This window comes from Paenibacillus sp. FSL H8-0175 (assembly GCF_045040615.1).
Lineage (GTDB): Bacteria > Bacillota > Bacilli > Paenibacillales > Paenibacillaceae > Paenibacillus_AQ > Paenibacillus_AQ odorifer.
On sequence record NZ_CP150299.1, the window covers coordinates 4771999 to 4797490 of the forward strand.

Consider the following 25492-nt stretch of genomic DNA (forward strand, 5'->3'; position numbering starts at 1 on the left):
TTTTATTAATCAAACCACCTGTTCAGGGGTATATGCGTACATGTAATCTTGATTGATGACTTGTTTCTCTTTTATCTCGGGTGGGAACATAGCCTCTGCCATACGAATAGCTTTTAGCATGCCCTTCGCTTTATTCACCGTCTCTTCATACTCTTTCTCCGGAACCGAGTCCCAAACGATACCCGCCCCAGCCTGCACATATGCTCTGCCCTTACGGAAGATGATTGTACGGATGGTGATACATGAATCCATATTTCCCGAGAATCCCAAATATCCAATCGCCCCCGCATAAGCACCACGGGCTTCTCGCTCCAATTCAGCAATAATCTCCATTGCCCGTAGCTTAGGTGCTCCTGAGACAGTACCGGCTGGCAGACAGGAGAGAAAGGCATCAAAGAAATCTTTATCCTCGCTAAGCGTGCCTGACACATTCGATACCATATGCATGACATGAGAGTATCTTTCAATTTCCATAAAGGAATCACATTTTACAGAACCGAATTTGGACACTCTTCCTAAATCATTACGACCTAGATCAACTAGCATCAAATGCTCTGCACGTTCTTTTTCATCCTCCAGCAGCTCCGCGGCGTAAGCACGATCCGAAGCTTCACTTTCACCTCTTGGTCTTGTTCCGGCAATCGGCCGTGTCTCCACACGATTTCCATCTACCTTTACGAGCGCTTCCGGTGAGGTTCCAACAATAATCTCTTCATCCATTTTCAAATAATACATATATGGAGATGGGTTAAGCGTCCTGAGCATCCGGTATACATGCAGTGGAGAAACTTCCGTTTCAATATGCAGGCGCTGCGACAACACCACTTGAAAAATATCGCCAGCCCGAATGTATTCCTTCGCTTGTTCTACGTTGTTGATATATTGATCTTTAGTCAGGTTGGAATGAATCTCACCCAGCTCAATATCCTGCGGAATACTGCGGCGGTTCACATTTTCCTTAGGCCCTTCCTTCTGCAGCTCTTCGGCCATATCCTCAAGCTTACGACTTAAGCTTTCGTAATTGGATTTGATATCTGAGTCCGTATCACCGTCTTTAACATGCAGGTTGCCAACTAGGAGAATTTGTTGTTTCACATGATCAAAAACAATGATGCGATCACAGAACATAAACCGGATATCATCCATTTGGAGATCATCTACTGGATGCTCAGGCAGCTTCTCATAATATTGCAGCAGATCATATCCAAAAAATCCGATCGCTCCTCCAGTAAATGGCGGCATCTCATCCAGCTTAGGGCTACGGTATGAACGAAGCAGCGCCTTAAGCTCCTCAATCGGCTTTCCATGCAGCTGTTTTTTCTTACCGTCGATCTCTACGTTAATCGCACCCTTTTTTCCCGATATCATTAAAAAGGGATCGCTGCCGATGAACGAATACCGGGCCCATTGTTTGCCACCCTCTACACTTTCTAGTAAGAACGCGCGGTCACGTTCAGCAAAACGTTGGAATAACCGGATAGGTGTTTCCATATCAGCCAGCAGCCGCTTCACAACAGGAATCAGATTATAATCCTGCGACAGCTTTACCACCTCTTGAACACTCGGATTCGTCATTTTTAGATGCCCCCTTAGTTATATAAATCTTTCCGAAACACAGAAAAACCCTCTACCAAAGTAGAGGGTTTGTGTAAGTAAGTATATGTTTTTGAGCAATGATCAGCATCGTTATGTTGTGCCTACAGACTTATCTCTAAATAAGATACATCACGGATGTGAAATAACACTCCAGTACATATCAAAATAAAGACTCTGCGTACACAAAAACTGCTAATCAGGCATAACGTCTTCAGCATCCTTATAAGGACGGTAAGCGTATATGCGTGAAATATAAGAATGTATAGAACAAAGCTTATACTTTCTTATATTCGCAAAAATTTCTTGCACTCTGCTCAACTATACTCATCTCAACTCAACTAAACTCTTCTATACTCGGCTAATTACACTATACATGATGACAAGGGTCATTGACAACCCACAACTCAAATTTAAGACTTACTCTGCGACAAATCCGGACGAAGCTTCTGAGCTTCATTCAGATACACATGGCGGATCTCACGCTGTGATTTATCCGTATTAAACTGCACCATTAACCGGATACACATCGGCAGGCTGCCTTTGACCGGGATCTCGGTTGAACACATAAGCGGCACCATTTCCCAGCCCTCAATCTCACGAATGGCTCTTGCCGGAAAAGTAGCATCCAGATCATTGGTCATCGTAATCCATACATTGCTAATATCCTCAGCTATAACATTATTGCGTTCAACGATCTCCCGCAGCAGCACAACGGTTTCACGCAAAATCTCTGTTTCTTCGTTATTAATCACGGTAGTTGCTCCGCGAATCCCTCGATTTACCACGGTTTCCCCTCCTTTTTAAGCTCTGCGAGAACCTCTCGCACAAGCGATTCCTGTACATCGTTTACAATACTAACGGCTCCTATGGCATCAGGCACAATAAAAGTCATTCTGCCTTCTTTGAATTTCTTATCATGCATCATCGCTTCCATTAGCTCCTCTTCATCATATTCAGAAGGAAGCTGTATAGGCAGTGAAAGGGCAGATAACATAGATACTGTATCCTCATAAATGGATCGGTCACGTCCAAGCTTTACAGCCAGCAGCGCCGAACCCGCCATACCAATCGCAATCGCTTCACCGTGCAAAAACACACCATATCCGCCAACCGCTTCAATAGCATGGCCGATCGTATGGCCTAAATTCAGGATCGCCCGAAGTCCATGCTCACGTTCATCGTTCGCCACGACATGAGCTTTGATCGCACAACCGCGCTCAAGGGCATAACCGAGGGCTTCAGCATTCAGAGCAAGCAGCTCATCAGCATGTTCACGGCACCAATATGCAAATTCTTTGTCCATAATCAGACCATGCTTCACTACTTCAGCTAAGCCAGAAGAGACTTGGCGCGGCGGAAGCGTGCGAAGGGTATCCAAATCGTAAAGCACCAGCGAAGGTTGATAGAACGCACCAACCATATTTTTGGCTAGTGGATGATTGACAGCCACTTTGCCGCCTACGCTGCTGTCATGGGCCAGAATCGTCGTTGGAATTTGTAGAAATCCTATTCCGCGCATGTAGGTAGCTGCTACAAAACCAGCTAAATCACCAACAACCCCGCCACCTAAAGCCAACACCGCTGAGTTGCGATCCAGTCCCGCTTGAATCGCGGTCGTCATAACCTCTTCATACACGGTTAATGATTTGGATGCTTCCCCTGCCGGCATAATATGGCTTACTACGGTATAGCCTTGCTGACTTAGAGCTTCTTCAAGCGCCGGTAAATACCGTGGAGCTACTTCACTATCACTCACAACCAGTAGCGGGCTGCGAGTGGACAGTCCAGCCTCAGCACAGTACTGGCCAATGTTCTGCAGCAGACCACTACCGATGTGGATTGGATAAGAACGATCTCCCAAATCTACATTGATTGTACGCATGATTAATAACTCTCCAATTGTGCAAGATAGTTTTCATAGTTCGCTTTAATTTCTTCGAGAGAATCCCCGCCGAATTTATCAAGAAATGCTTTGGCAACTTCCCATGCCACTACGCTTTCCATAACCACACATGCCGCTGGAACCGCACATGCATCCGAACGTTCTACTTGAGCTGTAAAAGGTTCTTTCGTATCGATATCTACACTTTGAAGTGGCTTATACAAGGTAGGAATAGGCTTCATAACACCACGAACCACTACCGGCATGCCATTCGTCATCCCGCCTTCAAAACCGCCTAAACGATTGCTTGCGCGATAGTATCCTTTAGAAGCTTCATACATAATTTCATCATGGACTTGCGATCCACGCAATTTTCCTGCTTCAAATCCAATGCCGATCTCAACGCCTTTGAAGGCATTAATCGACATTACTGCCCCAGCAATTGCCCCGTCTAACTTCCGATCTGACTGTACATAGCTGCCAAGTCCAATGGGCAGTCCTTCGACGATACATTCAACGATTCCACCGATGGAGTCGCCCTCTTCCTTGATCTGATCTATGTAAGCCTCCATTTTCTGTTCTGTTTCTTTGTCGACAACTCTGACAGAAGACTGTTCTGTCCGTTCAATCAGCTCATCGATAGGCAGATCATTTGCAGGTGCCTCAATTTCACCAATGCGAATGACTTGACCTGCTACTTTCACACCAAAAGCTGCCAGCAGCTGTCTGGCTACTGCGCCACATGCGACTCTGGCTGCGGTTTCGCGGGCACTGGAGCGCTCCAGAACGTTGCGAAGATCCGTATGATTGTACTTCAATCCACCATTCAAATCTGCATGTCCAGGACGCGGCCGATTTACCCGGCGTTTTTCTTCATCACTGCCTGGAATAGGTTCAATATTCATAATGTTCTTCCAGTGAGTCCAATCCTTGTTCTCTACTACCAAGGCTACCGGAGCACCCGTAGTATAGCCGTGACGTACTCCACCTACAATCTGTGCCGTATCTTTCTCAATCTGCATGCGGCGTCCACGTCCGTATCCCTTTTGTCGACGATGCAATTGAAAGTTAAGCTCTTCAAAATCCAAAGTTAAATTACTTGGCAATCCCTCAATAATAGCCGTTAGCTGGGGGCCGTGCGTTTCCCCCGCTGTTAAATAGCGTAAACTCATGATGTCTTCCCCCTTTTATACTTTTAAACTGTAAACCGCTAAAATCCTATGATCTTTGCTCATTATAGTATAGGGAATCCGCTTTGACAAGAAAGGGATCTCCCTAGAAACACTGTATGTATACCGAAATAAAAAGCGCCATCCATACCCTTAAGAGTATGAATGGCGCTCCTCGGCTGGGTCCTCAGCTTGTTAGCTGCCGAGCCGCTGGCTTGGTGGAGGGAATGTAGACTTACGCTCTTCCAGCTGCAGAAGGCGCTCCAATTGCATTTCCTCCACACCGAGAATTTGCCCGCACTCACGAACGGTGATAAAGCCTCGTTTGTACGCGGCAATGACCTTGCTTTTGTCCATCGGTTTAACTTTCCTTTCACTTAGCGTACAGATTCTACTATCCAGTATCACTGAACTTTTGCGAAAGTATACCTTTGAAGTTAATGGCGAAGGAGCAAAAAGTATTTATTTTTTACGATAGAAAAAAGTTTCCGTCGATTCAAAGCCATATTGAGCCGGTGTAAAGATTTGCTCTGTGCTGCCCACAAACAAATAACCACCCGGACGTAAGCTAGCCGAAAACTTATGATAGAGCTTGTTCTTCGCTTCTTCAGTAAAATAGATCATTACATTGCGACAAATAATAAGATCGAAACCTTCGTCGAACTTGTCCAAGAGCAAATTTTGTTTGCGGAAATCTATGTTTTTCTTAAGTGAATCGCTGACCTTGAAGACAGGGCCTTCCGGCGTAAAATAACGTGCTGCCACGTCTTTCGGCACATCCTTTAAAGAGCGTTCCAAATAAAGACCCTGCTTTGCTTTGGATAAAGCGCCATCATCAATGTCAGTGGCAAGAATACCTGTCTGCGCCAATATATTCTTGTCCGACAAAATCATAGCCAGCGTGTAAGGCTCTTCGCCTGTGGAACATGCCGCGCTCCACAGCTTTAATTTGCGGCCCGACTGCTGGAGGTCAGGGAGGATAATATCCCGCAAAACTTCCCAGCGATTCGGATTCCGCCAGAACTCAGAGACATTGATCGTCATTCGATCTAAAAATTCATAAAATAAGTCCTTATTTTTCATCATCGCTGCAAAAAAATCACTGAAGGTATGATACCCATTCTTCATCCGAAGAGTCGTCAAACGCCGCTTCATCTGCGCTTCTTTATATTGAGCCAGATCAATTCCGGTGCTTTGTTTAACGTTGTGAATAAATCCGCTATAATCTGGATCTGTTGTTAATGCTGCAACATTACGATCAGACATGTTAATCCCCTGCCTCCCACCTGGACCTTACATCCAGACTGCGATGTCTTTGTTATACTGATTCAGTTCATCTGGAGCAAAGAAATTAGCAATTTCCCGTTCTGCACTTTCAGGCGAGTCTGATCCATGAATTAAATTAAGTGGTGTATGGCTGGCAAAGTCGCCACGAATCGTGCCTGGCAGAGCTTCTCCAACTTTTGTTTTGCCTATGAGTGTCCGGGATAAAGTTACGACATCATCGCCTTCCCATACCATTGCAAACACTGGACCTGAAGTGATGAAAGAGACCAGCTCTGAAAAAAAGTCTTTGCCTGCATGCTCAGCATAATGTCTTTTCGCTTGATCCTCACTCACTGTAATCAGTTTAGCAGCGACCAATTTAAACCCCTTATCCTCAAAGCGGGCAACAATACGCCCTATTAATCCACGTTGAACTCCATCAGGCTTGACCATCAGATACGTCTTTTCCATAGAAGCACTCTCCATTTTCCCATTTGAAGGGTTGTTTTGACGCTATCTTAACAGAAACATTGCTTTCTGGAAACGTTTAATTTCAATCTCACCAGAAGATCAATAACTTCTTCCTGTTATAAAATACGCAATATCGCGCAGATTGCGCTTAGTCTTATTGTTAGGCAATTGTTCCAGCGCCGCCAGCGCCTTGTCGATATAACGTGAAGCGAGCTCCTCAGAACGGGCGATTCCGTCTCCGGAAAGAATGAGATCAATCGCATGTCCTACCGTGCTATGTCCCTCACGTATAGACTTCAGTTCCTCAAGCAATGACTCGCGCAGTCGCTCATCCTCAAGACTATAAATCACTGGAAGTGTAATGTTTCCTTGCCGCATATCACTGCCCGGAGGTTTACCGATCTGTTTCTCTGTGCCTGAGAGATCCAGTAAATCATCACGAATCTGGAACGCCATACCCACGTTATATCCATAATTATAAAGCAGACGAGCTACTTCTGGATCTGCCTCAGCAGCAAGAGCGCCGAGTTGGCAGCTAACTGCAATCAGCAGGGCTGTTTTGCGGCGGATACGCCGTAGATAATGACGTACACTTTGCTCACTGTTGAAAAAGTCACGAATCTGCTCCATCTCTCCGATCGACATTTCGATCATCGCCTTAGACAGAATTTGATGAATTCGTGGATTCTTCAGCTCCGTAGTCATAACCAGCGCTTTTGCATATATGTAGTCACCAGTGTACATGGCAATTTTATCGCCCCATTTTGCTTTCACGGTGAGTTCACCACGGCGCAATTCTGCATCGTCGATCACATCATCATGGACCAGTGAAGCGCTATGGATCAACTCTAACGGTATCGCCACCCGTTTCAGTTTTTCCAGATCATACTTACCGAATTTCCCGCCCATTAGGACAAATACGGGACGTAATCTTTTGCCGCCTGCCTTTAATAAATGCAGGGAGGTTTCTGTAAGCAGATCGTCATCCCCCTGTACACTGCGGTACAGCTCTTTTTCAATCTGATCCATATCTCTGTTCAGTAATCCGAATATTTGCAGTCGTTTCATTCTTTCACCCGTGTCAACAGTTTATGGCTCCAAATCTCCATCTTCACTTCCTGCGGCAGCAGGCCCATCTCATAGGCATAGCGGAAATAGAGGTTCAAACCTTGCTGCTGCCTTTCTCCAAAATCATAACATAAATTGCGGAAGTACCCTTCCCAATAAGACTTTGTTCCTCCAATGTTAGAACAAGCTGCTTGTACAATAGGATCTAAATCTCTTAATCCCCGCATTTTACTCTCGGCAAAAGCCTCTGCAATCTCAGAAATAGCTTCCGGTTTGTCCTCCGCAGCCTTTCGATTCACTGCCCAGACCGCAAAGGTCATCCCTAAGCCCGTCCATTCCTTCCAAACCTCAGCTAGATCAGTAACGATATAACCTTGATCCTGCCATGAGGCCTTAATAGCATTATCACCAATTAATAAACAGGCATCCGCTTCATGCATCATGTCATCCAAATCAGGATTAGCGCTAATATACTCCGGTTTATTGCCAAAAGCTTTTTCCATTAAAATTTTCAGCAAATTTACTGAGGTTGCAGAAGTATTCGTAACAGCGATCTTACCGCTGCCAATCTGAGCAAATGGCACCCTGGAAAAAAGGAATATTGATCTCACAGGACCGTCCGCGCTAACCGATAAATCAGGTAGAAGTAATAATTTGTCACTGGCCTCAGCATAAGCAAAAGAGGATAAAGCACCTACATGAATAGTTCCACGGCTCATCCCCTGATTAAGAATGGCAGGTACCTCACTCACCATCTCTGCAGGATATTTCAGTGCAGAGGGATGAAAATTGTGAAATACCGGCCATGAGTTGGTATAGCTGATTTTGCCAATGATGGTGTGGCTGTTATTGTCCATCCTTTCAATCCCCCCATCTTCGAAATAAATTGTGTTCAATATTAAAGCTGTCAAGCACTTTGCCCACCATGAAATTAATCAGATCATCCATACTTTGCGGCCCAAAATAAAAAGCCGGCATTGCGGGAATCATCCGAACTCCCAGACGGGACAGCTTCAACATATTCTCTAGATGAATAGCATGCAGTGGAGTCTCACGAGGTACAAGCACCAGTGGGCGGCCTTCCTTGAGCATAACGTCAGCAGCACGTGTCATCAGATTATCAGAGGTCCCATTCGCTACCGCGGATAATGTTCCCATAGAGCAAGGCATAATAATCATCCCTTCCACACGAAACGAACCACTTGCAATGGATGCGCCGATATCCGCAACAGGATGATAAAGCAGAGAACCGGGATAGCCTTTGAACCTTTCGTTCAAAAAGCCCTCCCGGTCTGATGCGATATAGCCAAGTTCTTCTTTAAATACGCGCCAGCCCGCATTGCTAACTACCAAATGCACGGAGTAGCCTAGTGACAGCAAGGTTTCAGTTAGACGAACACCATATATCGCACCGCTTGCTCCTGTAATTCCAACCACGATGTTTTTCGGTTTAGTAAGCGTCATTAGTAGAACTGCACCACCAAGTCAATCAAAGTGAAAGAGAACACCACGATGCTCAATACGCCGTTCATAGTGAAAAAAGCAGTCTGCAGACGGCTCAGGTCACTCGGAGATACAATGTAGTGCTCATAAAAGAGAATGATATATGCGATGATCATGCCTGCTACATACCACCAGCTTAAATCCGTCATAAACAGCAACGATACGAAACCAATCGCCGTGAGAATGTGAAATACGCGGGCAATAAAGAGTGCACCTTGAACCCCGAACCGAACCGGAATGGACTTCAAGCCCTCTTTTAGATCAAACTCAACATCCTGACAAGAATAAATTACATCAAAACCTGCAGTCCAAAACACAATAGTGAAATAAAATACCATTGAAGTCCAATTCACACTACCAGTTACAGCTACCCAACCGCCTAAAGGTGCAAGCGCAATGGTCAGACCGAGGATAAGATGGCAGGCCCATGTAAAGCGCTTAGTAAATGAATAAATGACAAGAAGGAAAACTGCGATTGGCAAGAGCTTGGCCGACAAAGGATTCAGCTTAAAGGCTGCCCAAAAGAGTAAGAAAAACGAAATGCCGATAAAAATGACGACTTCACCGATCTTCAATAATCCTGCAGGAATAGCTCTTCCCGCTGTGCGTGGATTCTTAGCATCACTTATCCGGTCAATCAGTCGATTCAGACCCATAGCAGCGCTCCGTGCCCCAAACATAGCCACTACGATCCAACCAATCTGGCTCCAGGTAGGTAGCGTGCCAAACATGACAACGGAACCAAGTAAAGCGCCCATAAAAGCAAAAGGTAAAGCAAATACCGTATGTTCAAACTTGATCATTTGTAAAAAGATACCGATTTTCTTAAACATTCCCGTTCTCCTTGAGCCCAATATGTAATGCCGCGATGCCTCCGGTCAAGGGGAAGGATTCCACTTTTTGCAGTCCGGTTTCACGGAAAATAGCAGCTAATTGCTCCCGGTCAGGGAACAGCGCCAGCGATTCTGGCAACCATTTGTATTGCTCATACCTTTTAGCGAATAACTTGCCCAGCAATGGGAGTACACGCTGAAAATAAAAGAAATAGATACCTTTAAACGGTTGTTTCATCGGCTTGGAAAGCTCCAGGCAGACCACCATTCCTCCGGGCTTCACCACCCGTTTCATCTCGTTCAGCACTTGAACAAGATCCGGTACGTTGCGGAGTCCAAAACCAATCGTTGCATAATCAAATGCGTTGTCTTCAAAAGGCAACTCCATAGCGTTGCCCTGTACGAGAGAGATCCGGTCCTGAAGCTTGCGCTCCTCCACCTTACGGCGCCCCACTTCAAGCATGCCTGCACTGAAGTCGAGCCCTATCACATTCCCTGTCTGTGAGGCTTCGGCCAAGGCAATGCTCCAATCGCAAGTGCCGCAGCATAAGTCTACAGCTGAATCCCCGCGCTTCATACCCATCTTCTTCATCGTGAACTTACGCCAAGCCTTATGGCGGCGAAAGCTTAAGATGTCATTCATCAAATCATATTTACCTGCAATACTCTCAAACACCGAGTGCACAAACTGTTCCTTCGGCTTGCTGTTATCACCCACAGCAGTTGTAGTTTTGTCCATAGTCATCCACTAACCCTCCACGGCTGCTTGTCCTGAGACTTTCATCTGCAGGAGAATACGATCCAGCGCTATCTCAAGCTCTCTAAGCAGGCTTTCGTCTTTAACGCTTTGTAATAGTCCCTGAATCGACTGAATCGACTGATGGAGCTTGTCCGTCAGCAGAGAATCACATTTATATTTCATCTTCAGCATCTTCCAGTCCTTCTGATCAAGGTTCTGGTCTTGAAGCTGTTTGCGTTCTTCCTCTGTCGCTGACTCCAGCATCTTCCAGTAGCAATAACCATTGCTTGCATTCTCAAGGTTATCACAACGCTGAAGCTCTATGGCAACCGTTTCGCACTGACTGAACTCTGTCAATAACTTCTCCCACAATTCCACTAAGGAATTCTCGATCATGGGCGTAAAAGAAAGGAACAGCCGCATATTGAGCTGTACCATGTGCCGCAAGTATTGTTCAGCCGAAAGACGGATTCCTCTCATCTTCACATAGAGGTTCGCTTTCAAGACATTGAAATCAGCAATCGCCTTACTCAAGATTCCAACCATCTCAATCTGATCACTCTTTGCAAGCAGATGGTAAAACCAGCTACTAAAATAATCACCAGCCAATACCTTTAATTGACGGGAACGCATAGGATCTCCACCGCGTCTATCATTCGAGCGGTCAATTACCTCATGTGTATCTAGTCCAAGTTGAATAAGTGCGGTTACGAGCGTATACAACTCACCAGTACTTCCTTTTACAGAAGATCCATGGTTTAGAAAAATATATAACAAATGACCCCGGCCATCAGAAAACGGCGGCAAATCCGTATGCTTCTGAATCATGTCGTAGTCGGTGTAGGGTTTTGCCAGTTGCGGTATGCAGTACGGTTTCATTTCAGCCTCCGAAGCCATTGACATTTATATTAATTCCTTTGTTCACAATCTTGTCTATTATATCACATGTTTTTTTGTCACGCACTGTGATACAACTGAGTTTCTTTTATTCTTCTCAAGGATAAATGAACTGCTTCTTCCAGAGCTCAGTCTCACTAATACGGAAGCCTGTCTTGAGACGCTCGGATATGGGGAGATTACCCGCAGACTGAAGTTCATTCTGGAGTTCAACGGACCACTCCGCGCGTCTGATATCCCCTGCTAGCAGCAGCCGGCGGCTATCCAGCCATTTATCCATGACCACGATGCGCAGCAGAAGCTGATCCACATTCAAGGTTTCTTGAAAAGCAAAAGAAATAGTCTGTGCCATATTTCGATAAAGCTCCTGGGGTTCATGATCATTTCCGCTCACTTTTAAATCCAGAGACAGAACGTGATCCTCCCAGCCTACGCTATCAATGGATAAGGTCAATGGAAGTGAGCCAAGAACATCAACAAGATTATCGTTGTCTAGCACCGTGTTATGGCCGCCAGTAAAAGTCTCCACTGCACCATTTCTCTGCTGTAAGGTTGAATCCATATCTGCCACTTTGGGCAATATTACAGCAGAGGTTGCAGTCAAGAGTAATACGGCTCCAACCCACCAGGCCTTGTTCATGAACACGCCCCCCTTATCCATAATTCCCACTCTTAGCGGAATACGATCATTTCTCTTTACTATATTTTGAAAAAAAGCAGGCTATGCCTGCTTTTCAGCTTTCACTTTCCAATTGTCCGTGCTTTGTCCATATTTCAGCCTTACCGCGGATCTTCATCGCTGAGGTATGATCAGTAAACTGGGCAATCAATACCTCACCCTTATCCAGCTTCTCTGTATGATGAAAACGTGTATCTGTACCTCTGGTTAACCCAATGACCTGAACGCCATTATCTTTAGCCTTAACCACAATATAGTCGCTGCCCGTTGGAAGCGGAGTAGTACCCGTATTTTTATCCATCATCACTCATCCTCCTCTAAACCTATTATACAGTTCATAGTATTTCAAAAAACAAATGCCGCCTTGGAGGGCGGCATAGTTGTTCTTAAAAAGACTATGGGATAGGTATGTAGAAATCTTTATTTGATTCCGTCTTTCAGCGCCTTACCGGGTTTGAATGCCGGTACCTTGCTTGCAGGAATTTCGATTTCTTCACCAGTTTGCGGGTTACGGCCTTTACGTGCTGAACGCTCACGCACTTCAAAGTTTCCGAATCCAACCAGTTGTACTTTATCACCGCTTTGCAGTGCTTCTGTAATTGCTTCGAAAACCGCATCTACAGCTTTAGTAGCATCCTTCTTGGGAAGTTCAGTTGCTTCTGTAACTACATTGATCAAATCTGATTTATTCATGTTTTCTCACCTCCCTGAGTAAATTCTCCGGTATCATACACTGTTTCCGTTTCAACGTAAAATATACGTGATAATCCCGTTTAAAACTTAACTTTGGCGCCCTTAGACCTTGAAGCGCAACAAACTTATAGTAATACAGCCCATCCATAAATTCAAGCTGTTACTCAAAAAAGGAGCAGAAATTATCATCTATCCTTGCATATTTATCTAAATTCAATCTAATTTGTTAGACCTATAGGAGCATTTAAGGTCTTTATTTCATCAGAATAATTGAGTCAGATTCACCGTTATTATAGGAACTAGGAATCAAGTTTTAGGATAGATACAAATAAAAAGAGCAGGATTTCTCCCACTCTTTGAATTTATTTATATTCAGCTTAGAGAATAATTGCAATAAGTCCGCCGGAACCCTCATTTATAATGCGACCAAGCGTTTCTTGCAGTTTGTAGCGCGCATTATCCGGCATCATAGCTATCTTGCCTTGAATTCCTTCTCTTACAATGGAGTGCAGGGAGCGGCCAAAAATATCGGATTCCCAAATCTTAATAGGATCATTCTCAAAGTCCTGCATCAGATAACGAACCAGCTCTTCGCTTTGCTTTTCCGTTCCGATGATTGGCGAGAATTCAGACTCCACATCCACCCGAATCATATGAATGGATGGTGCCGTAGCCTTTAAGCGAACCCCGAAGCGAGAGCCCTGACGAATCAGTTCTGGCTCGTCGAGTGCCATTTCGGCTAAAGATGGAGCCGCGATACCATAGCCAGTAGTCTTGACCATTTCCAAAGCTTCTGAGAATCGGTCGTATTCTCGTTTCGCATGTGAGAACTCCTGCATAAGCTGGAGCAAATGATCCTTACCGCGGATCTCAACCCCAACCACTTCCATCAGAACTTGATCGTACAGCTCTTCTGGAGCATACAGGTCGATCTCTGCTACACCCTGACCCATGTTCATACCACTTAGGCCAGCTTTATCAATAAAGTCATATTCGGTGAACTGAGATACAAGGCGGTCAACATCCCTCAGGCGGCGAATGTCTTTTACCGTATCGCGAACGGAGTTCTCATAACTACTACGTAGCCAGTGGTTTTCTCCAAGCACCATAACCCAGCTTGGCAGATTTACATTTACTTCATGCACTGGGAATTCATAAAGCACTTCCCGCAGCACACCAGTTACGTCATCTTCGCTCATGTTTGCGGCGCTTAGCGTCATAACTGGGATATCGTATTTGATGGCTAGCTCGTTACGGAGCTGCTGCGCTTCCTCACTGCGTGGCCGGGTGGAGTTAATGACAAGCACAAACGGCTTACCCACTTCCTTCAGCTCTGCAATGACGCGCTCTTCAGAGTCCACGTACGAGTTCCGCGGAATTTCTGCAATCGTACCATCTGTTGTTACCACTACACCTAGCGTTGAATGCTCCTGAATAACCTTACGTGTCCCGATTTCTGCCGCTTCCTGAAAAGGAATAGGCTCTTCAAACCAAGGTGTAGAGATCATTCGTGGTCCATTTTCATCCTCGTAACCTTTTGCACCCTCTACAGCGTAACCCACACAGTCTACCAGACGAACATTAACCTCAAGCCCTTCCGCAACCTTGATTTGGACTGCGTTGTTTGGCACAAACTTCGGTTCTGTCGTCATAATCGTTTTGCCTGCTGCGCTTTGCGGAAGCTCATCCACAGCTCTTACTCGATCAGCCTCATTCGTGATGTTTGGCAGGACAATGGTTTCCATGAAGCGCTTGATAAATGTCGATTTCCCCGTGCGAACCGCGCCGACGACGCCAAGATAAATGTCTCCGCCGGTACGCTCGGCAATGTCCTTGAAAATATCCACTTTTTCCAAAAGAGATCCCCTCCTCATATTACTCCGAAGAAAAAATGCCTGAAGAGCATCGACTTCGCGTTCCGCCGGTAATCTGACCCTTGCAGGACATCAACCGGACTTATCGTATGCCCGCCCGAAGCCTAGCTGCTTTCGACCGGGACGTACTTGCCCCGCGCTAAACTCCGAATGCTCGGACATGCATTTGGACTAGTATCATCATATGTATCCGGAACGAATTTATGACCCATATTCGCGCATTTCACAATGTAATTTCAAAAAAAGTTAAGTCTGCGCGCCGCAAGGCGTCTGACGCCCGGAAGCTTACTCATCCATCTTATGAGGTAGGATTCGTTGATAGAACTATTTTTAGTGGATGCTGAGATTAAAAGGTTATAAACAAAAAACGCCTAATGCCCCGGATAAAACCGAAGCTTAGACGCTTTTAAACTATAACTCTAACTTGGAGGCTGTGGGATCGGCTGATCATTAATCCATAGATACGGCAAAGACTTTACGGGAACGTAATATGAAGCTTCCTCCAGATCCAGTCGCAAGTCCTGATTCTTGTCGTGCTCTCCACCCTTCTTATCGACGGCAGCCATGATATCAAAAACATAATCTACGTAGACAGTTCCATCCTTATCCATGATAAAGTCAAGAACTTGACCGGAATAGACGCTAGTTAAGGTTATAGAGCTTGTACCCGCCTGCTTATGATCAATGGTATACAATCCGGGGTATAGCTCATCAAGCACAGGCAGGTTGCCGCCATGAGCTGATTTATAACGGTTAACCTGTCGTTGCACGTCATTCACCTTTTGAACCGTAACAAGGTCCATCACCTTCACCACAGGATCAATTTCCTCATTCAAAATAAGAAAATAAGCACTTCCACCCTGCTCAAAAGCGGTAGCCGGTATATCATCCAAATATCCCTTATTATTCAACTTCCCCAGGTCAATACGAAACTTCTCATACCTTGGAGTAGTTTCATCCGCATTAAGAATGGGCAGTACCCCTTCCTCCTGTTGATAATCATCAACGGCTGCTTGTATCCGTTTAACACTTTCCCGATAATTAACACTAGCCCGCTTCTCTTCACCTGGGTATAGACAGCCCGAAAGCGTAAGCGCGAGCGATACCATCCCTAGCAAAAGCTTGGCCCCTGCCTTCAGTTTCATTTTATATCCTATAAACTCCAACCGAGTCCCTCCCACGGTGACATTCTTACGCTACCACAGTTCATCTTCTTCCCCACGCCGCGCTGCTTCAAGCTTACGGCGCACCGCAGCCTTCAGTGGATCTTCCGGCACCTGAACGGTTACGTCGCTCCATACGGCAGCCTGACAGGCCAGACGTGTTCCTTCTTCTAAGGCCGATCCAAGCTTACGCCGCTCAATCTCTCCGGGAGGCCTTACTGCAGAAGCCTCTTCCTTCGCGACTGTAACCTTGCACATCAGGCAGCCTGCTTTGCCTCCGCATCTAGTTGTAATTGGCACTCCTGCTTTACGAGCGGCCTCTAATAACGAAATGCCACGGTTCACAACAGCTTTACGACCTTCTGGTTGAAATACAACGGTAACTCCTTTTTGTGATTTCATGATGTTACTTCCTTCCTCAACACTATGTAACTGCTTACATAATTGAAACAACTCCGCCCAATAGGCCCACTAACATGATGACAAAAGCAAGTATAGACAGTACAGCCTTAAGCAATCCCTTGGTTTTGCTCCGAGCAAAAGTTATAAGAAATACTGATAATCCCATAATCAGCATCGCAATCAGGGATAACCACATTTTCGTCATCGGATCCATGGTCAAAGCCCCCATTCGCCTGTAATTTATTAGGGACTATTATATCATGACCTTATCCTTTTCTGTAAAAAAACATCATTTTTTATGTATTATTTTAAATAAATTACGCTTCGTGAAAATTATCAGGAATATAAAAAAAAGCAAAAGACGACGGAATCGTTCATTGATCCGTTTTCTTTTGCTCACCCAACTTAAAGCTATTTTTTAAGCATCATTTTCATTAAAGACTCCATTGTGCTGGAACCTGCGCCGCCTTTTTTAACGGCATTGATAATCTCCTGCACAGTAGCTTCACTGACCGGCACTTTCGCCATTGATGACACCTGCTTAATTAACTGGCGGAGCTGGGCTTCATTCTGCGTAGTTCCTGGCTTTACCGTACTGGCTAGCTTTTTGACGGCACTTTCCGTAATGTTCTTGCCCGCCTTTTTGTTAATGGCGTTCAATGCATCCTTGGAAAAATCTCTGCTCACTTTTCATCCCTCCTCCGTCAATCCCCATTACAACATATGAGAATTTGCGGAAAAAGGTGAACAGGATCAGGAATGCCACTGCTCCCAAGTTTCCTGGGAGATCGACTCAAGCTCAGGCTTACGATCACGACCCATCAAGGCTTCAACCGCACTGCGTGGGCTTCTTCCTTGAAAGAGCACATGATAAATCTGATCCGTAATCGGCATCTGCACACCCAGCTTGAGCGAAATTGCATAAGCTGCTTCGGTAGTACGTATACCTTCGACTACCATCCCCATGGATTCCAGCACCTCAGCCAGCGGCTTGCCTTGACCAAGCATGGACCCAGCGCGCCAGTTACGGCTGTGCTGACTAGTAGCCGTCACAACAAGGTCGCCAATTCCGGCAAGGCCGGCAAAGGTCAAAGGATTGGCTCCAAGCTCAACTCCCACCCGAGATATCTCGGCGAGTCCACGGGTCAAAAGCGCTGCTTTAGCATTGTCCCCATATCCAAGGCCATCGGATAGACCTGCACCAAGGGCAATAATATTCTTAAGAGCTCCGGCAAGCTCTACCCCTACCTGATCACGATTCGTATATACACGGAAATCGTTGTTGATGAACAATTCCTGCGCTTCGGCGCTACGTTTGTCATCAGGTGAAGCAACTACAACGGTTGTAGGACACCGGCGTACAACTTCCTCTGCATGACTTGGACCGGAGAGGACGACGATCTGCCCTTCGTCACAGCCTAGTTCCTCTGCAATTACGATGGACATCCGCTTATTGCTCTCCGACTCAAAGCCCTTCGTAGCATGAACACATAACATGTCATCCTTCCAGAATGGCTTCAGACTGCGAGCAACCTGCCGCATTCCTGAAGACGGAGCTACAATTACAACCGCCTTAGAACCGGACACTGCCGTTTCCATATCCGTAGTTGCAATAATGTTAGCTGGCAATGCGATGCCAGGCAGATACTTATTATTCGTATGAGAGCCATTGATCTCGGCAGCTTGATCAGAGTTGCGTGTCCACAGATAAACTTCCGAGTGGTTTGCAGCCAGCACACTAGCCAGCGCAGTTCCCCAGCTCCCCGCTACAAGTACGGTAACTTTATCAGACAACACGATTCCCTCCTTTAACTTTTGAGCCTATCTTGTTCTCACGGCCTTCTACGATCTTTACAATATTCGTCCGGTGCCGCCAGAAGGCGAAGACCGCAATAATAATACTGGTCCAGAGCACAGGTTGTGTAAATCCTGTCAACAATAAAGCCACTGGTGTCAGTGCTACAAAAATTAATGAGCCAAGGGACACGTAACGTGTGATAAAGATAGACAGGATGGCGATGATACCGGCGAGCAGCGCTGGCCATAAACAAAGCGTAGCCATAACACCGATCGTAGTAGCAATGCCTTTCCCCCCACGAAAACGAAAATAGAGCGGCCAATTATGTCCGATGATGGCAGCGATTCCGCAAAGAGCCGGAACCCAGGTTCCCCAACCGCCGACCCAGGTTCCTAACCATACAGCGGCCACCCCTTTCAGCACATCCAGCAACAGCACTAGTATTGCAGGACCTTTACCCAATACACGCAGTGTATTGGTAGCCCCCGCATTTCCGCTTCCGTATTGACGGATATCAATTCCCTTTAGCAACTTTGCAAGCAGTACACTAAAGCTGACAGAACCAAGCAAATAGCTTACAACGATAACCAGAAGTTCAAGCGCCACACTTCTTCTCCCCTAACCTTCGTTTTCGGATTTGCGCCGTGTAAAGAGACGGATTGGTGTTCCTTCGAAATTAAATGCTGCGCGAATTTTATTCTCCAGATAACGTTCATAGGAGAAATGCATCAGCGACGGATCATTCACGAACACCACAATCGTAGGCGGCTTAACCGCAACCTGCGTTACATAGTTAATACGCAAGCGACGGCCTTTGTCAGTTGGTGGAGGGTTAATCGCGATTGCATCAGATACAACGTCGTTCACCAAATGTGTAGTAATGCGCAGTGCGTGCTGTTGAGATACATGCTGTACAACAGGCAGCAGTTTTTGCAAACGCTGTTTGGTTAAAGCCGACAAAAAGACAACCGGTGCGTAACTCATAAACAAGAAATGGTCACGAATCTTCGTCTCGAAGTTCTGCATAGTCTTATCGTCTTTCACAATGGCATCCCATTTGTTGACAACAAAAATAGATGCTTTACCAGCTTCATGTGCATAACCAGCAATATGCTTGTCCTGATCGATGATGCCCTCTTCGCCGTTAATTACAACGAGGACCACATCAGCCCGTTCGATCGCACGCATAGCACGCATAACACTGTATTTTTCAATGTTCTCGTATACCTTGCCTTTTTTACGCATACCTGCCGTATCGATAAGCACATAACGTTGCCCATCACGTTCAAAAGGAGTATCGATAGCATCTCTTGTTGTCCCTGCAATATCGCTGACGATAACACGTTCTTCGCCCAAAATCGCGTTAACCAGAGAGGATTTACCTACATTCGGACGGCCAATCAAAGCTACACGAATGACATCCTCATCGTATTCATCATCTATTTTCTCAGGTAGGCGCTCAACTACAGCATCTAGCAAGTCGCCGAGTCCGGTTCCGTGACTACCAGAAATTCCGATTGGATCGCCAAAACCAAGGCTATAGAACTCATAAATATCATCCGCACGCTTCATATTATCCACTTTGTTGATGGCAAGAACGACTGGTTTACCTGAACGGAACAGAATCTGAGCTACCTCTTCATCTGAATTCGTCACACCACTCTTCGCCTCACACATAAATACAATAACATCCGCTTCTTCAATCGCCAGCTCCGCTTGAACACGGATTGATTTCAGAATTGTATCTTCTCCATCAATTTCAATACCTCCGGTATCAATCACACTGAACGACTTACCGTTCCAATCTGAAATACCATAAATCCGGTCACGTGTAATCCCCGGCTTATCTTCTACAATGGCTAATCTATCGCCAATCAGCCGATTAAATATCGTCGATTTTCCGACGTTAGGCCTCCCAACAATTGCCACAACGGGTCTTGCCATATTCATTCCTCCTGTCATCCTTACGTTACTCATCATAGCAAAAAACATTTAAATTGGCTAACAATCATGTTAACTCTCAATAATCCGACCAGTTCCGAAAAAAAGACAATCGGCGAACCCCCGTATCGAGGGCTCGCCGATTACTTTACCCGTATATTCAAAAGCTCGTTTAGGGATTAGTTATTACCCTTAAATTTGTCCAGCTTGTCACCAAAACGTTCAGCAAGCGTAAAGCTAAGGCCTTCGTTGCTAAGGGAAACGTTAGGGTTGTTCAGAACTTCTTTAGGAGCTCTGTCTCTGCTATTGCTGCGTTCAGGTCTAGCAGATGGAGCTGGAGCTTCTTCAGTTTCTTTGATGCTCAGGCTAACACGTTTCTCGGATGGATTGAAGTCCAGAACTTTCACTTGAACTTCTTGTCCTTCTTTCAATACTTCGTGTGGAGTAGCGATGTGTTTGTGGGAGATTTGTGAGATATGCACAAGACCTTCCACACCCGGAAGCAATTCTACGAATGCTCCGAAGTTCACAAGACGTTTTACAACGCCTGTTACAACATCACCGATGTTGATTTCGCCAGCAGCAGAGTCCCAAGGACCTGGAGCAGCAGCTTTGATGCTCAGGCTGATTTTTCCTTTTTCAGGATCAACCTTCAATACTTTAACACGTACTTTATCACCTTCAGATACTACATCAGAAGGTTTCTCTACGTGACTCCAAGCGATTTCAGATACGTGTACAAGACCGTCAACTCCGCCCACATCAACAAATGCGCCGAATTGAGTCAGACGTTGTACTGTACCTTCGATGATTTGGCCTTCAGATAGTTCAGCCATAATTTTCAGCTTGTTAGCTTCGAATTCTTCTTCAAGAACTTCTTTAGCAGACAAGATTACTTTGCTGTTCTCACGGTCAAGTTCTTTCACTTTAACGCGCAAGGTACGGCCTTTGTAATCGCTGAAATCTTCAACGAAGTGACGCTCTACCATGGAAGCTGGGATAAATCCGCGAGCTCCAACATCAGCTACGAGGCCGCCTTTAACAACGTCAGCCACAGTAACTTCGAAAGCTTCTTGGGAAGCGAAGTATTTCTCAAGATCTTCCCATGATTTTTCACTATCAACAGCACGTTTGGAAAGAACAAGGCTTTCCTTGTTGTCGTTGATGCTGACAACTTTACATTCTACTTCCTGTCCAACTTCTACTGCTGCAGCAGCGTTGTCCAGTTGTACTGCGGACAATTCGCGAATTGGAATCACACCGTCGTATTTATATCCAATGCTTACATAAGCTTGGTTATCTTCGATTTTGACGATTGTTCCTTTCACGGTATCGCCTTTTTTCAGAGAAATGATTTCCAAGTCAGCTTGGTTAGTCACTTCTTCTTCGTTAACGGCAGCAACTTCTTCTACAGCTCCGTTATTTTCTGTCACAGCGGAATCCACCGCTTCTACGGATTCATTCTTTTCCGCAGCTTCCTGATTTTTAATTTCTTCAGACATGTGATTAGCCTCCTCGATTCAAAACCCCATTTATTTAAACCTGCGTATAGCAGAGTTCAAAACAAGCAATGCATAATATTTCACTTACACTTGATGATAGTATGTTCCAAAAAATAGCGGCTATGCCGTTATTTAATCAAAACATTGAGCAAAATTTGTTGTTCTGCTCATCCCTTAACTAGCACTTGGTTTACCTGTCTCTTTCATCTCACGGATGCGATCCATAATGACATCGGTAACAGCCTCGAGAGATTCGCTCCCCGCACCGGCAAATTGACTAAGGTCTACAGGAGCACCGTAGACAACGACCATGCGTCGAAAGGGTTTATACTGGCCGATAATAGCCGCTGGAATAACTGCTGCGCCACTTCGAAGTGCAAAGCTAGCAGCACCCTTCTTGGCCACTCCGGCATCAGAGTTACGCGTACCCTCCGGGAAGATACCCATGACATTACCATTACGAAGTGTGTTAAGGGCCGTTTTTATGGATTCTTTGCTTACGCCGCCACGTTTCACCGGAAAAGCACCCAATTTATTAATGAGCCAGCCAAGCACCGGAACCTCAAACAGTTCAGCCTTAGCCATATACTTTACCTGACGGTCCAGCTTAATTCCAATAGTCATTGGATCAAGCAGACTAATGTGGTTAGCGCAGAGCAGTACCCCGCCCTCCTTTGGCACATTTTCTTTCCCCACAATCTTAAGTGGGAAAAGGATTGCGTAAATCAAGCGAAGCAATCCAACACAAATTGCATAAATCATAAATGATTTCTCTCCCCGTCAACATGAGATCTACAGTGGGATACAATGGCCTCCACAACTTGATCGATATTCATTAAGGTCGTATCCAGAAGAATAGCATCTTCTGCACGGCGCAGCGGTGAAATCTCCCGTCCTTCATCCAGACGGTCCCGCTTTGCAATATCGTGTTCAAGCTGCTGAAGCGTCACCGATTCCGCGTCTCTCAGTTCCTTATAACGACGGAGAGCTCGTTCTTCCACACTTGCCGTCATAAAAATCTTTACCTCGGCATCCGGCAGCACGGTTGTACCGATATCGCGGCCATCCATTACCACGCCTTTGCGAAGCGCCATCTGACGCTGCAATTGACTCAGTCTGGATCTTACATCCTCGATCTTCGCATACTGCGACACAAGGCCGCTAACCTGAAGGCTCCGAATATGTGGGGTCACGTCTTCCCCATTAATCAGCACCTTCTGAATGTCTCGTTCCGGAATAAGTTCAATCACCATGTCGCGAACCTTCTCGTTCACTCGATGCTGATCTTCCGGTTCAATGCCTTCTTGGATCATATACCAGGTGATTGCCCGGTACATTGCACCAGTATCGACATAGATATAAGACAACTTCTGGGCTACCAATCGGGCTACAGTGCTCTTGCCTGCCCCGGCAGGTCCGTCGATGGCGACGTTTATTCTGTCATAAGTATGTGTACCCTGCCTATCCAACGGGGCATTCCTCCTCAAACACTCTTTCATAAAAAAAGCATCTAGCGTTACGAAAACTATTCCTGCAATATCAAGGAGCACACATAAATTGTTATGCTTGATGATATTATCAAGAAAAAAGCAGGCATTGCCTGCGACTTATAAAATTATACCACAGTTTATACTTCAGTGCAAAATCAGACAGCTTAATAGAGCTGTAAAAAATGCTTATCTGTTGCGGAAATCAAACTGACGTTCGAAGCAATAACGGATAATTTTCTGGCGTTCCAAATCTGAAATAGCGACAAATTTCAACATCGCTAAAAGCCGTCCATTCTCTAGCTTTTTAATGCGCACTACTTCACCTTCAAAATTGACATGCTCCGTGCTTCCGTTTCGATAAGGCACCAGTACCCAGCAGGACAATTTATTACCAACCTCCAGCTTAACCTGGTTATCCACCAAAAAGGAGATTCCTCCACCACCAATATCATCTGTACGAACTAGGAACCGTTTGCCAAGGCTATCCTTCACAGCAAGCTCTAGATCTGCATTCACTCGGAAAAAGCTTCTTCTCTGGATCTTAAAAATCGAATCTGTCTCCGGCTTTTGAATCCGGACCATACGAATTACATCTTCTTTAAAGCCCAGTACATAAGTATTAAAGTAATTTTTGATGCCACCCTCAGTTAAAAAATAAACCGAAAGCTCGTCCCCCATAAAGAGCCTTTTTAGACGACCATTGCTCTCCTGCATAGGAATTTCAATCAGGAATGCGTCTTCTTCCGTCTCTGCAATTCTTGATCTATATTCAACTTCTGCTTCAGCAGCGTCACTGGAAGCAACCTGTATGTATAGATATTCGTTAATTTTAGGATACAAAGATGTCACCGCCACATCAGTTTAGTAATTATCACTACCCCTGATTATAGCATGGGAATATCAGCCAGTCAGATATATTTTATAGATATTGCAAAAAAAAGGGACGCACCCAACTGCTGGATGCGCCCTCCCTTTATTTTGCCTCAGACCCCGAAGAAGGTCTGATTTCTTCCACAGACTCTTCAATGCCATCCTCGGCGTTAATGTAAATACGATACTTTGAGCCATTAACTCCTCCACCGAACTCGTAAGTCAAGACCTCGACGGAATCATCATTTTTAATCCAGGACAAGCGATTGTATTGCTCCTTGAAATCAGAATTCAGAAATTTTCTCGCCTCTGCAAGGGTAAGCTTTGGTTTTGGAAGCTTCCGGTTGTCCTTGTGCTCATTGACGTATTCGCTGGCCTCAAAACCGATGGTATCACCTGTATCCAGCCCCATACGAATGGTCATCTTTTCAGGATAAATCAATACATCATTCTGTTTGGTTACAAAGGTCAAATTCCCGATATTATCGTAACGATCAGCGCTGACTGCAGTCATATGGGGATATCCTTTTTTCTCAAGAAACTGCTCTGCTTTGGTAACTGCTTCTTTAATAGAAACTTTGGCAGGGCCAACCTCACGGTTGTCATAATAAGAGATCAGCAACCCGCCATTTTTGGTGAAATCCATACTAATGGCGTGCTTCTTATTCGAAGCGCTAACAGTTGCTGTATAGGATGGCCATTCGGTGTTCTTCCCATTTTCTTTAACATCCACTTTAGCATTGGAGCCCGCATCCGCGAACTTCAACGCCTTACGTTTGATGTCTTCGGCAGTCACGGGGGTACCTCCGAGCATTTTGACGGAACGTTTATCGTAGATGCTTGCTACTGAAGGACCCCAGTCTAGCTCAGGATATGCCCCTACACGTTTATCCACCGTTTTGAAGCCGTCAATAATCGTGTTGTCCTCCGCTTTATTTTCTGTCGCCAACGCCGTTTCAACATCCATCCAGCGCAGCCGATTGCCAATGACTTTATTTTGTACCTCTTGCAAATCCTTAGAGATTTCTCCTGAGTTCTTGTACAATGCTTTTAGATTGCTCAGCTCTCCATCTGTCAGAGGTTTTTTAGTGAAGTCACGAATCCCGGCTTTATAAGAAAAGTTGGAGATTTTGGACAGAAACTCCTCTGTTTTGCTAAATGGCAGCAAGGTCAGCGGCAGCTGGTTAATCTCATTTTGGGCCTCACTAGTCATCCGCCACACATTCACAAGTCCTTTACGGTGCATCCCATTAGAAGCAGAGTTAACCGCAAGCGTATTTCCAAGCTCACCATGAAGACGGTCCACATGATAGGACAAATCATGAAAGGCGCGTTGATATTGGTTCTCCGCCTTAATTAGTATTGAATTCTTCTCCTGATTCTCCTGATAACCCCACACAAGCGCACCAATCAGCAGCAGCGCGGTCAGCGGGAACATTACAGCACTTAATCTTTTGTACATAGGGCTACAAGACTCCTTTCGATAGCTTATTGGCGTTAGTTTGACAATAAACTAGGAGTCTTATGCACTGAAGTTGCTACACAATGTGACTATAACGTCCGCTCATGCTCTCTCTTCAATCTCAAAGCCACTGCTATTACTGCAAAGGCATTGTTTAAAGCCGGTTTGAATGACACCATGCTCTTTAATCCCTC

Annotated in this window: 29 protein-coding genes; all 29 read right to left on the bottom strand. The window is 45.4% G+C overall.

The window, feature by feature from the left end:
* Positions 1 to 9 precede the first annotated feature (9 nt).
* The 29 genes from trpE to ypeB all read right to left on the bottom strand — a co-directional run bounded on the left by trpE (position 10) and on the right by ypeB (position 25298).
* The gene (gene trpE, locus MHH46_RS21275) at positions 10 to 1575 is read right to left on the bottom strand and encodes an anthranilate synthase component I (protein ID WP_076192203.1); all 1566 of its coding nucleotides are present in this window, start codon (positions 1573 to 1575) and stop codon (positions 10 to 12) included.
* 431 nt (positions 1576 to 2006) lie between these two features.
* Complete coding sequence (gene aroH, locus MHH46_RS21280) at positions 2007 to 2381, bottom strand: chorismate mutase (RefSeq protein ID WP_076127508.1); 375 nt, start codon at positions 2379 to 2381, stop codon at positions 2007 to 2009.
* Positions 2375 to 3478 carry a 3-dehydroquinate synthase gene (gene aroB / locus MHH46_RS21285; RefSeq protein ID WP_076192205.1) on the bottom strand — a complete coding sequence of 368 codons (1104 nt, stop codon included), beginning with the start codon at positions 3476 to 3478 and terminating at the stop codon, positions 2375 to 2377. The genes aroH and aroB overlap by 7 nt, the downstream gene beginning before the upstream one ends.
* Before the next feature lie 2 nt (positions 3479 to 3480).
* On the bottom strand, positions 3481 to 4650 hold the full coding sequence (aroC, locus tag MHH46_RS21290) for a chorismate synthase (protein WP_076192207.1): 1170 nt from the start codon (positions 4648 to 4650) through the stop codon (positions 3481 to 3483).
* A gap of 192 nt (positions 4651 to 4842) precedes the next feature.
* Entirely contained in the window at positions 4843 to 5004 is a 162-nt protein-coding gene (locus tag MHH46_RS21295; RefSeq protein WP_169744788.1) for a hypothetical protein, read from the bottom strand.
* Between the two features lie 105 nt (positions 5005 to 5109).
* Complete coding sequence (locus MHH46_RS21300; RefSeq protein WP_036676236.1) at positions 5110 to 5913, bottom strand: protein-glutamate O-methyltransferase CheR; 804 nt, start codon at positions 5911 to 5913, stop codon at positions 5110 to 5112.
* A 27-nt stretch (positions 5914 to 5940) separates the two neighbouring features.
* On the bottom strand, positions 5941 to 6384 hold the full coding sequence (ndk, locus tag MHH46_RS21305) for a nucleoside-diphosphate kinase (RefSeq protein ID WP_076127503.1): 444 nt from the start codon (positions 6382 to 6384) through the stop codon (positions 5941 to 5943).
* Positions 6385 to 6483: 99 nt separating this feature from the next.
* Complete coding sequence (locus MHH46_RS21310) at positions 6484 to 7452, bottom strand: polyprenyl synthetase family protein (RefSeq protein WP_076127501.1); 969 nt, start codon at positions 7450 to 7452, stop codon at positions 6484 to 6486.
* The gene (locus tag MHH46_RS21315; protein WP_076127500.1) at positions 7449 to 8309 is read right to left on the bottom strand and encodes a menaquinone biosynthetic enzyme MqnA/MqnD family protein; all 861 of its coding nucleotides are present in this window, start codon (positions 8307 to 8309) and stop codon (positions 7449 to 7451) included. The genes MHH46_RS21310 and MHH46_RS21315 overlap by 4 nt, the downstream gene beginning before the upstream one ends.
* 4 nt (positions 8310 to 8313) lie before the next feature.
* Positions 8314 to 8916, bottom strand: a complete 603-nt coding sequence (locus MHH46_RS21320; protein WP_036676229.1) for a UbiX family flavin prenyltransferase — start codon at positions 8914 to 8916, stop codon at positions 8314 to 8316.
* The gene (locus tag MHH46_RS21325) at positions 8916 to 9788 is read right to left on the bottom strand and encodes a UbiA-like polyprenyltransferase (RefSeq protein ID WP_076127498.1); all 873 of its coding nucleotides are present in this window, start codon (positions 9786 to 9788) and stop codon (positions 8916 to 8918) included. Before MHH46_RS21325 ends, MHH46_RS21320 begins: the two co-directional genes overlap by 1 nt.
* Positions 9781 to 10527 (bottom strand): demethylmenaquinone methyltransferase, encoded by a 747-nt coding sequence (locus tag MHH46_RS21330; RefSeq protein ID WP_076127632.1) that lies wholly within the window; start codon positions 10525 to 10527, stop codon positions 9781 to 9783. The genes MHH46_RS21325 and MHH46_RS21330 overlap by 8 nt, the downstream gene beginning before the upstream one ends.
* Before the next feature lie 9 nt (positions 10528 to 10536).
* Positions 10537 to 11430, bottom strand: a complete 894-nt coding sequence (locus MHH46_RS21335; RefSeq protein WP_232061419.1) for a heptaprenyl diphosphate synthase component 1 — start codon at positions 11428 to 11430, stop codon at positions 10537 to 10539.
* A 91-nt stretch (positions 11431 to 11521) separates the two neighbouring features.
* Positions 11522 to 12064 carry a hypothetical protein gene (locus MHH46_RS21340; RefSeq protein ID WP_076192209.1) on the bottom strand — a complete coding sequence of 181 codons (543 nt, stop codon included), beginning with the start codon at positions 12062 to 12064 and terminating at the stop codon, positions 11522 to 11524.
* A 94-nt stretch (positions 12065 to 12158) separates the two neighbouring features.
* A complete protein-coding gene (mtrB, locus tag MHH46_RS21345) occupies positions 12159 to 12407 on the bottom strand; it encodes a trp RNA-binding attenuation protein MtrB (RefSeq protein WP_051490908.1) in 249 nt (82 codons plus the stop codon).
* 116 nt (positions 12408 to 12523) lie between these two features.
* Positions 12524 to 12796, bottom strand: a complete 273-nt coding sequence (locus tag MHH46_RS21350) for an HU family DNA-binding protein (RefSeq protein ID WP_036676223.1) — start codon at positions 12794 to 12796, stop codon at positions 12524 to 12526.
* Positions 12797 to 13173: 377 nt separating this feature from the next.
* A complete protein-coding gene (gene spoIVA, locus MHH46_RS21355; RefSeq protein WP_036676222.1) occupies positions 13174 to 14652 on the bottom strand; it encodes a stage IV sporulation protein A in 1479 nt (492 codons plus the stop codon).
* Positions 14653 to 15089: 437 nt separating this feature from the next.
* Positions 15090 to 15836 carry a DUF3939 domain-containing protein gene (locus MHH46_RS21360; RefSeq protein ID WP_256717199.1) on the bottom strand — a complete coding sequence of 249 codons (747 nt, stop codon included), beginning with the start codon at positions 15834 to 15836 and terminating at the stop codon, positions 15090 to 15092.
* Positions 15837 to 15866: 30 nt separating this feature from the next.
* Positions 15867 to 16235: a 2Fe-2S iron-sulfur cluster-binding protein gene (locus MHH46_RS21365; protein ID WP_076192211.1), complete on the bottom strand. Its 369-nt coding sequence runs from the start codon at positions 16233 to 16235 to the stop codon at positions 15867 to 15869.
* Between the two features lie 34 nt (positions 16236 to 16269).
* The gene (locus MHH46_RS21370) at positions 16270 to 16449 is read right to left on the bottom strand and encodes a DUF2768 family protein (protein WP_036676218.1); all 180 of its coding nucleotides are present in this window, start codon (positions 16447 to 16449) and stop codon (positions 16270 to 16272) included.
* Between the two features lie 197 nt (positions 16450 to 16646).
* Positions 16647 to 16922, bottom strand: coding sequence for a stage VI sporulation protein F (locus MHH46_RS21375; protein WP_038572437.1), 276 nt, complete (start codon positions 16920 to 16922; stop codon positions 16647 to 16649).
* 66 nt (positions 16923 to 16988) lie between these two features.
* Entirely contained in the window at positions 16989 to 18029 is a 1041-nt protein-coding gene (locus MHH46_RS21380; protein ID WP_076127494.1) for an NAD(P)H-dependent glycerol-3-phosphate dehydrogenase, read from the bottom strand.
* Positions 18022 to 18639, bottom strand: coding sequence for a glycerol-3-phosphate 1-O-acyltransferase PlsY (gene plsY / locus MHH46_RS21385; protein ID WP_036676213.1), 618 nt, complete (start codon positions 18637 to 18639; stop codon positions 18022 to 18024). Before plsY ends, MHH46_RS21380 begins: the two co-directional genes overlap by 8 nt.
* 12 nt (positions 18640 to 18651) lie before the next feature.
* Positions 18652 to 19977, bottom strand: coding sequence for a ribosome biogenesis GTPase Der (gene der / locus MHH46_RS21390; RefSeq protein ID WP_036676212.1), 1326 nt, complete (start codon positions 19975 to 19977; stop codon positions 18652 to 18654).
* A gap of 176 nt (positions 19978 to 20153) precedes the next feature.
* Positions 20154 to 21476, bottom strand: a complete 1323-nt coding sequence (rpsA, locus tag MHH46_RS21395; protein ID WP_170914203.1) for a 30S ribosomal protein S1 — start codon at positions 21474 to 21476, stop codon at positions 20154 to 20156.
* 174 nt (positions 21477 to 21650) lie between these two features.
* The gene (locus MHH46_RS21400; protein ID WP_036676211.1) at positions 21651 to 22238 is read right to left on the bottom strand and encodes a 1-acyl-sn-glycerol-3-phosphate acyltransferase; all 588 of its coding nucleotides are present in this window, start codon (positions 22236 to 22238) and stop codon (positions 21651 to 21653) included.
* A complete protein-coding gene (gene cmk / locus MHH46_RS21405; protein WP_254848699.1) occupies positions 22235 to 22945 on the bottom strand; it encodes a (d)CMP kinase in 711 nt (236 codons plus the stop codon). The genes MHH46_RS21400 and cmk overlap by 4 nt, the downstream gene beginning before the upstream one ends.
* A gap of 207 nt (positions 22946 to 23152) precedes the next feature.
* Entirely contained in the window at positions 23153 to 23806 is a 654-nt protein-coding gene (locus MHH46_RS21410; RefSeq protein ID WP_036676209.1) for a flagellar brake protein, read from the bottom strand.
* A gap of 133 nt (positions 23807 to 23939) precedes the next feature.
* Positions 23940 to 25298, bottom strand: coding sequence for a germination protein YpeB (ypeB, locus tag MHH46_RS21415; protein ID WP_076192213.1), 1359 nt, complete (start codon positions 25296 to 25298; stop codon positions 23940 to 23942).
* Between the last annotated feature and the right edge of the window lie 194 nt (positions 25299 to 25492).

What these genes read in the sequence shown, in the direction of transcription:
- trpE (WP_076192203.1), bottom strand. Translation starts at nt 1,575, where the DNA reads ATGACGAATCCGAGTGTTCAAGAGGTGGTAAAGCTGTCGCAGGATTAT.
- aroB (WP_076192205.1), bottom strand. Translation starts at nt 3,478, where the DNA reads ATGCGTACAATCAATGTAGATTTGGGAGATCGTTCTTATCCAATCCAC.
- aroC (WP_076192207.1), bottom strand. Translation starts at nt 4,650, where the DNA reads ATGAGTTTACGCTATTTAACAGCGGGGGAAACGCACGGCCCCCAGCTA.
- MHH46_RS21295 (WP_169744788.1), bottom strand. Translation starts at nt 5,004, where the DNA reads ATGGACAAAAGCAAGGTCATTGCCGCGTACAAACGAGGCTTTATCACC.
- MHH46_RS21300 (WP_036676236.1), bottom strand. Translation starts at nt 5,913, where the DNA reads ATGTCTGATCGTAATGTTGCAGCATTAACAACAGATCCAGATTATAGC.
- ndk (WP_076127503.1), bottom strand. Translation starts at nt 6,384, where the DNA reads ATGGAAAAGACGTATCTGATGGTCAAGCCTGATGGAGTTCAACGTGGA.
- MHH46_RS21310 (WP_076127501.1), bottom strand. Translation starts at nt 7,452, where the DNA reads ATGAAACGACTGCAAATATTCGGATTACTGAACAGAGATATGGATCAG.
- MHH46_RS21315 (WP_076127500.1), bottom strand. Translation starts at nt 8,309, where the DNA reads ATGGACAATAACAGCCACACCATCATTGGCAAAATCAGCTATACCAAC.
- MHH46_RS21320 (WP_036676229.1), bottom strand. Translation starts at nt 8,916, where the DNA reads ATGACGCTTACTAAACCGAAAAACATCGTGGTTGGAATTACAGGAGCA.
- MHH46_RS21325 (WP_076127498.1), bottom strand. Translation starts at nt 9,788, where the DNA reads ATGTTTAAGAAAATCGGTATCTTTTTACAAATGATCAAGTTTGAACAT.
- MHH46_RS21330 (WP_076127632.1), bottom strand. Translation starts at nt 10,527, where the DNA reads ATGGACAAAACTACAACTGCTGTGGGTGATAACAGCAAGCCGAAGGAA.
- MHH46_RS21335 (WP_232061419.1), bottom strand. Translation starts at nt 11,430, where the DNA reads ATGTCAATGGCTTCGGAGGCTGAAATGAAACCGTACTGCATACCGCAA.
- MHH46_RS21340 (WP_076192209.1), bottom strand. Translation starts at nt 12,064, where the DNA reads ATGAACAAGGCCTGGTGGGTTGGAGCCGTATTACTCTTGACTGCAACC.
- mtrB (WP_051490908.1), bottom strand. Translation starts at nt 12,407, where the DNA reads ATGATGGATAAAAATACGGGTACTACTCCGCTTCCAACGGGCAGCGAC.
- MHH46_RS21350 (WP_036676223.1), bottom strand. Translation starts at nt 12,796, where the DNA reads ATGAATAAATCAGATTTGATCAATGTAGTTACAGAAGCAACTGAACTT.
- MHH46_RS21365 (WP_076192211.1), bottom strand. Translation starts at nt 16,235, where the DNA reads ATGAAATCACAAAAAGGAGTTACCGTTGTATTTCAACCAGAAGGTCGT.
- MHH46_RS21370 (WP_036676218.1), bottom strand. Translation starts at nt 16,449, where the DNA reads ATGGATCCGATGACGAAAATGTGGTTATCCCTGATTGCGATGCTGATT.
- der (WP_036676212.1), bottom strand. Translation starts at nt 19,977, where the DNA reads ATGGCAAGACCCGTTGTGGCAATTGTTGGGAGGCCTAACGTCGGAAAA.
- rpsA (WP_170914203.1), bottom strand. Translation starts at nt 21,476, where the DNA reads ATGTCTGAAGAAATTAAAAATCAGGAAGCTGCGGAAAAGAATGAATCC.
- MHH46_RS21400 (WP_036676211.1), bottom strand. Translation starts at nt 22,238, where the DNA reads ATGATTTATGCAATTTGTGTTGGATTGCTTCGCTTGATTTACGCAATC.
- ypeB (WP_076192213.1), bottom strand. Translation starts at nt 25,298, where the DNA reads ATGTACAAAAGATTAAGTGCTGTAATGTTCCCGCTGACCGCGCTGCTG.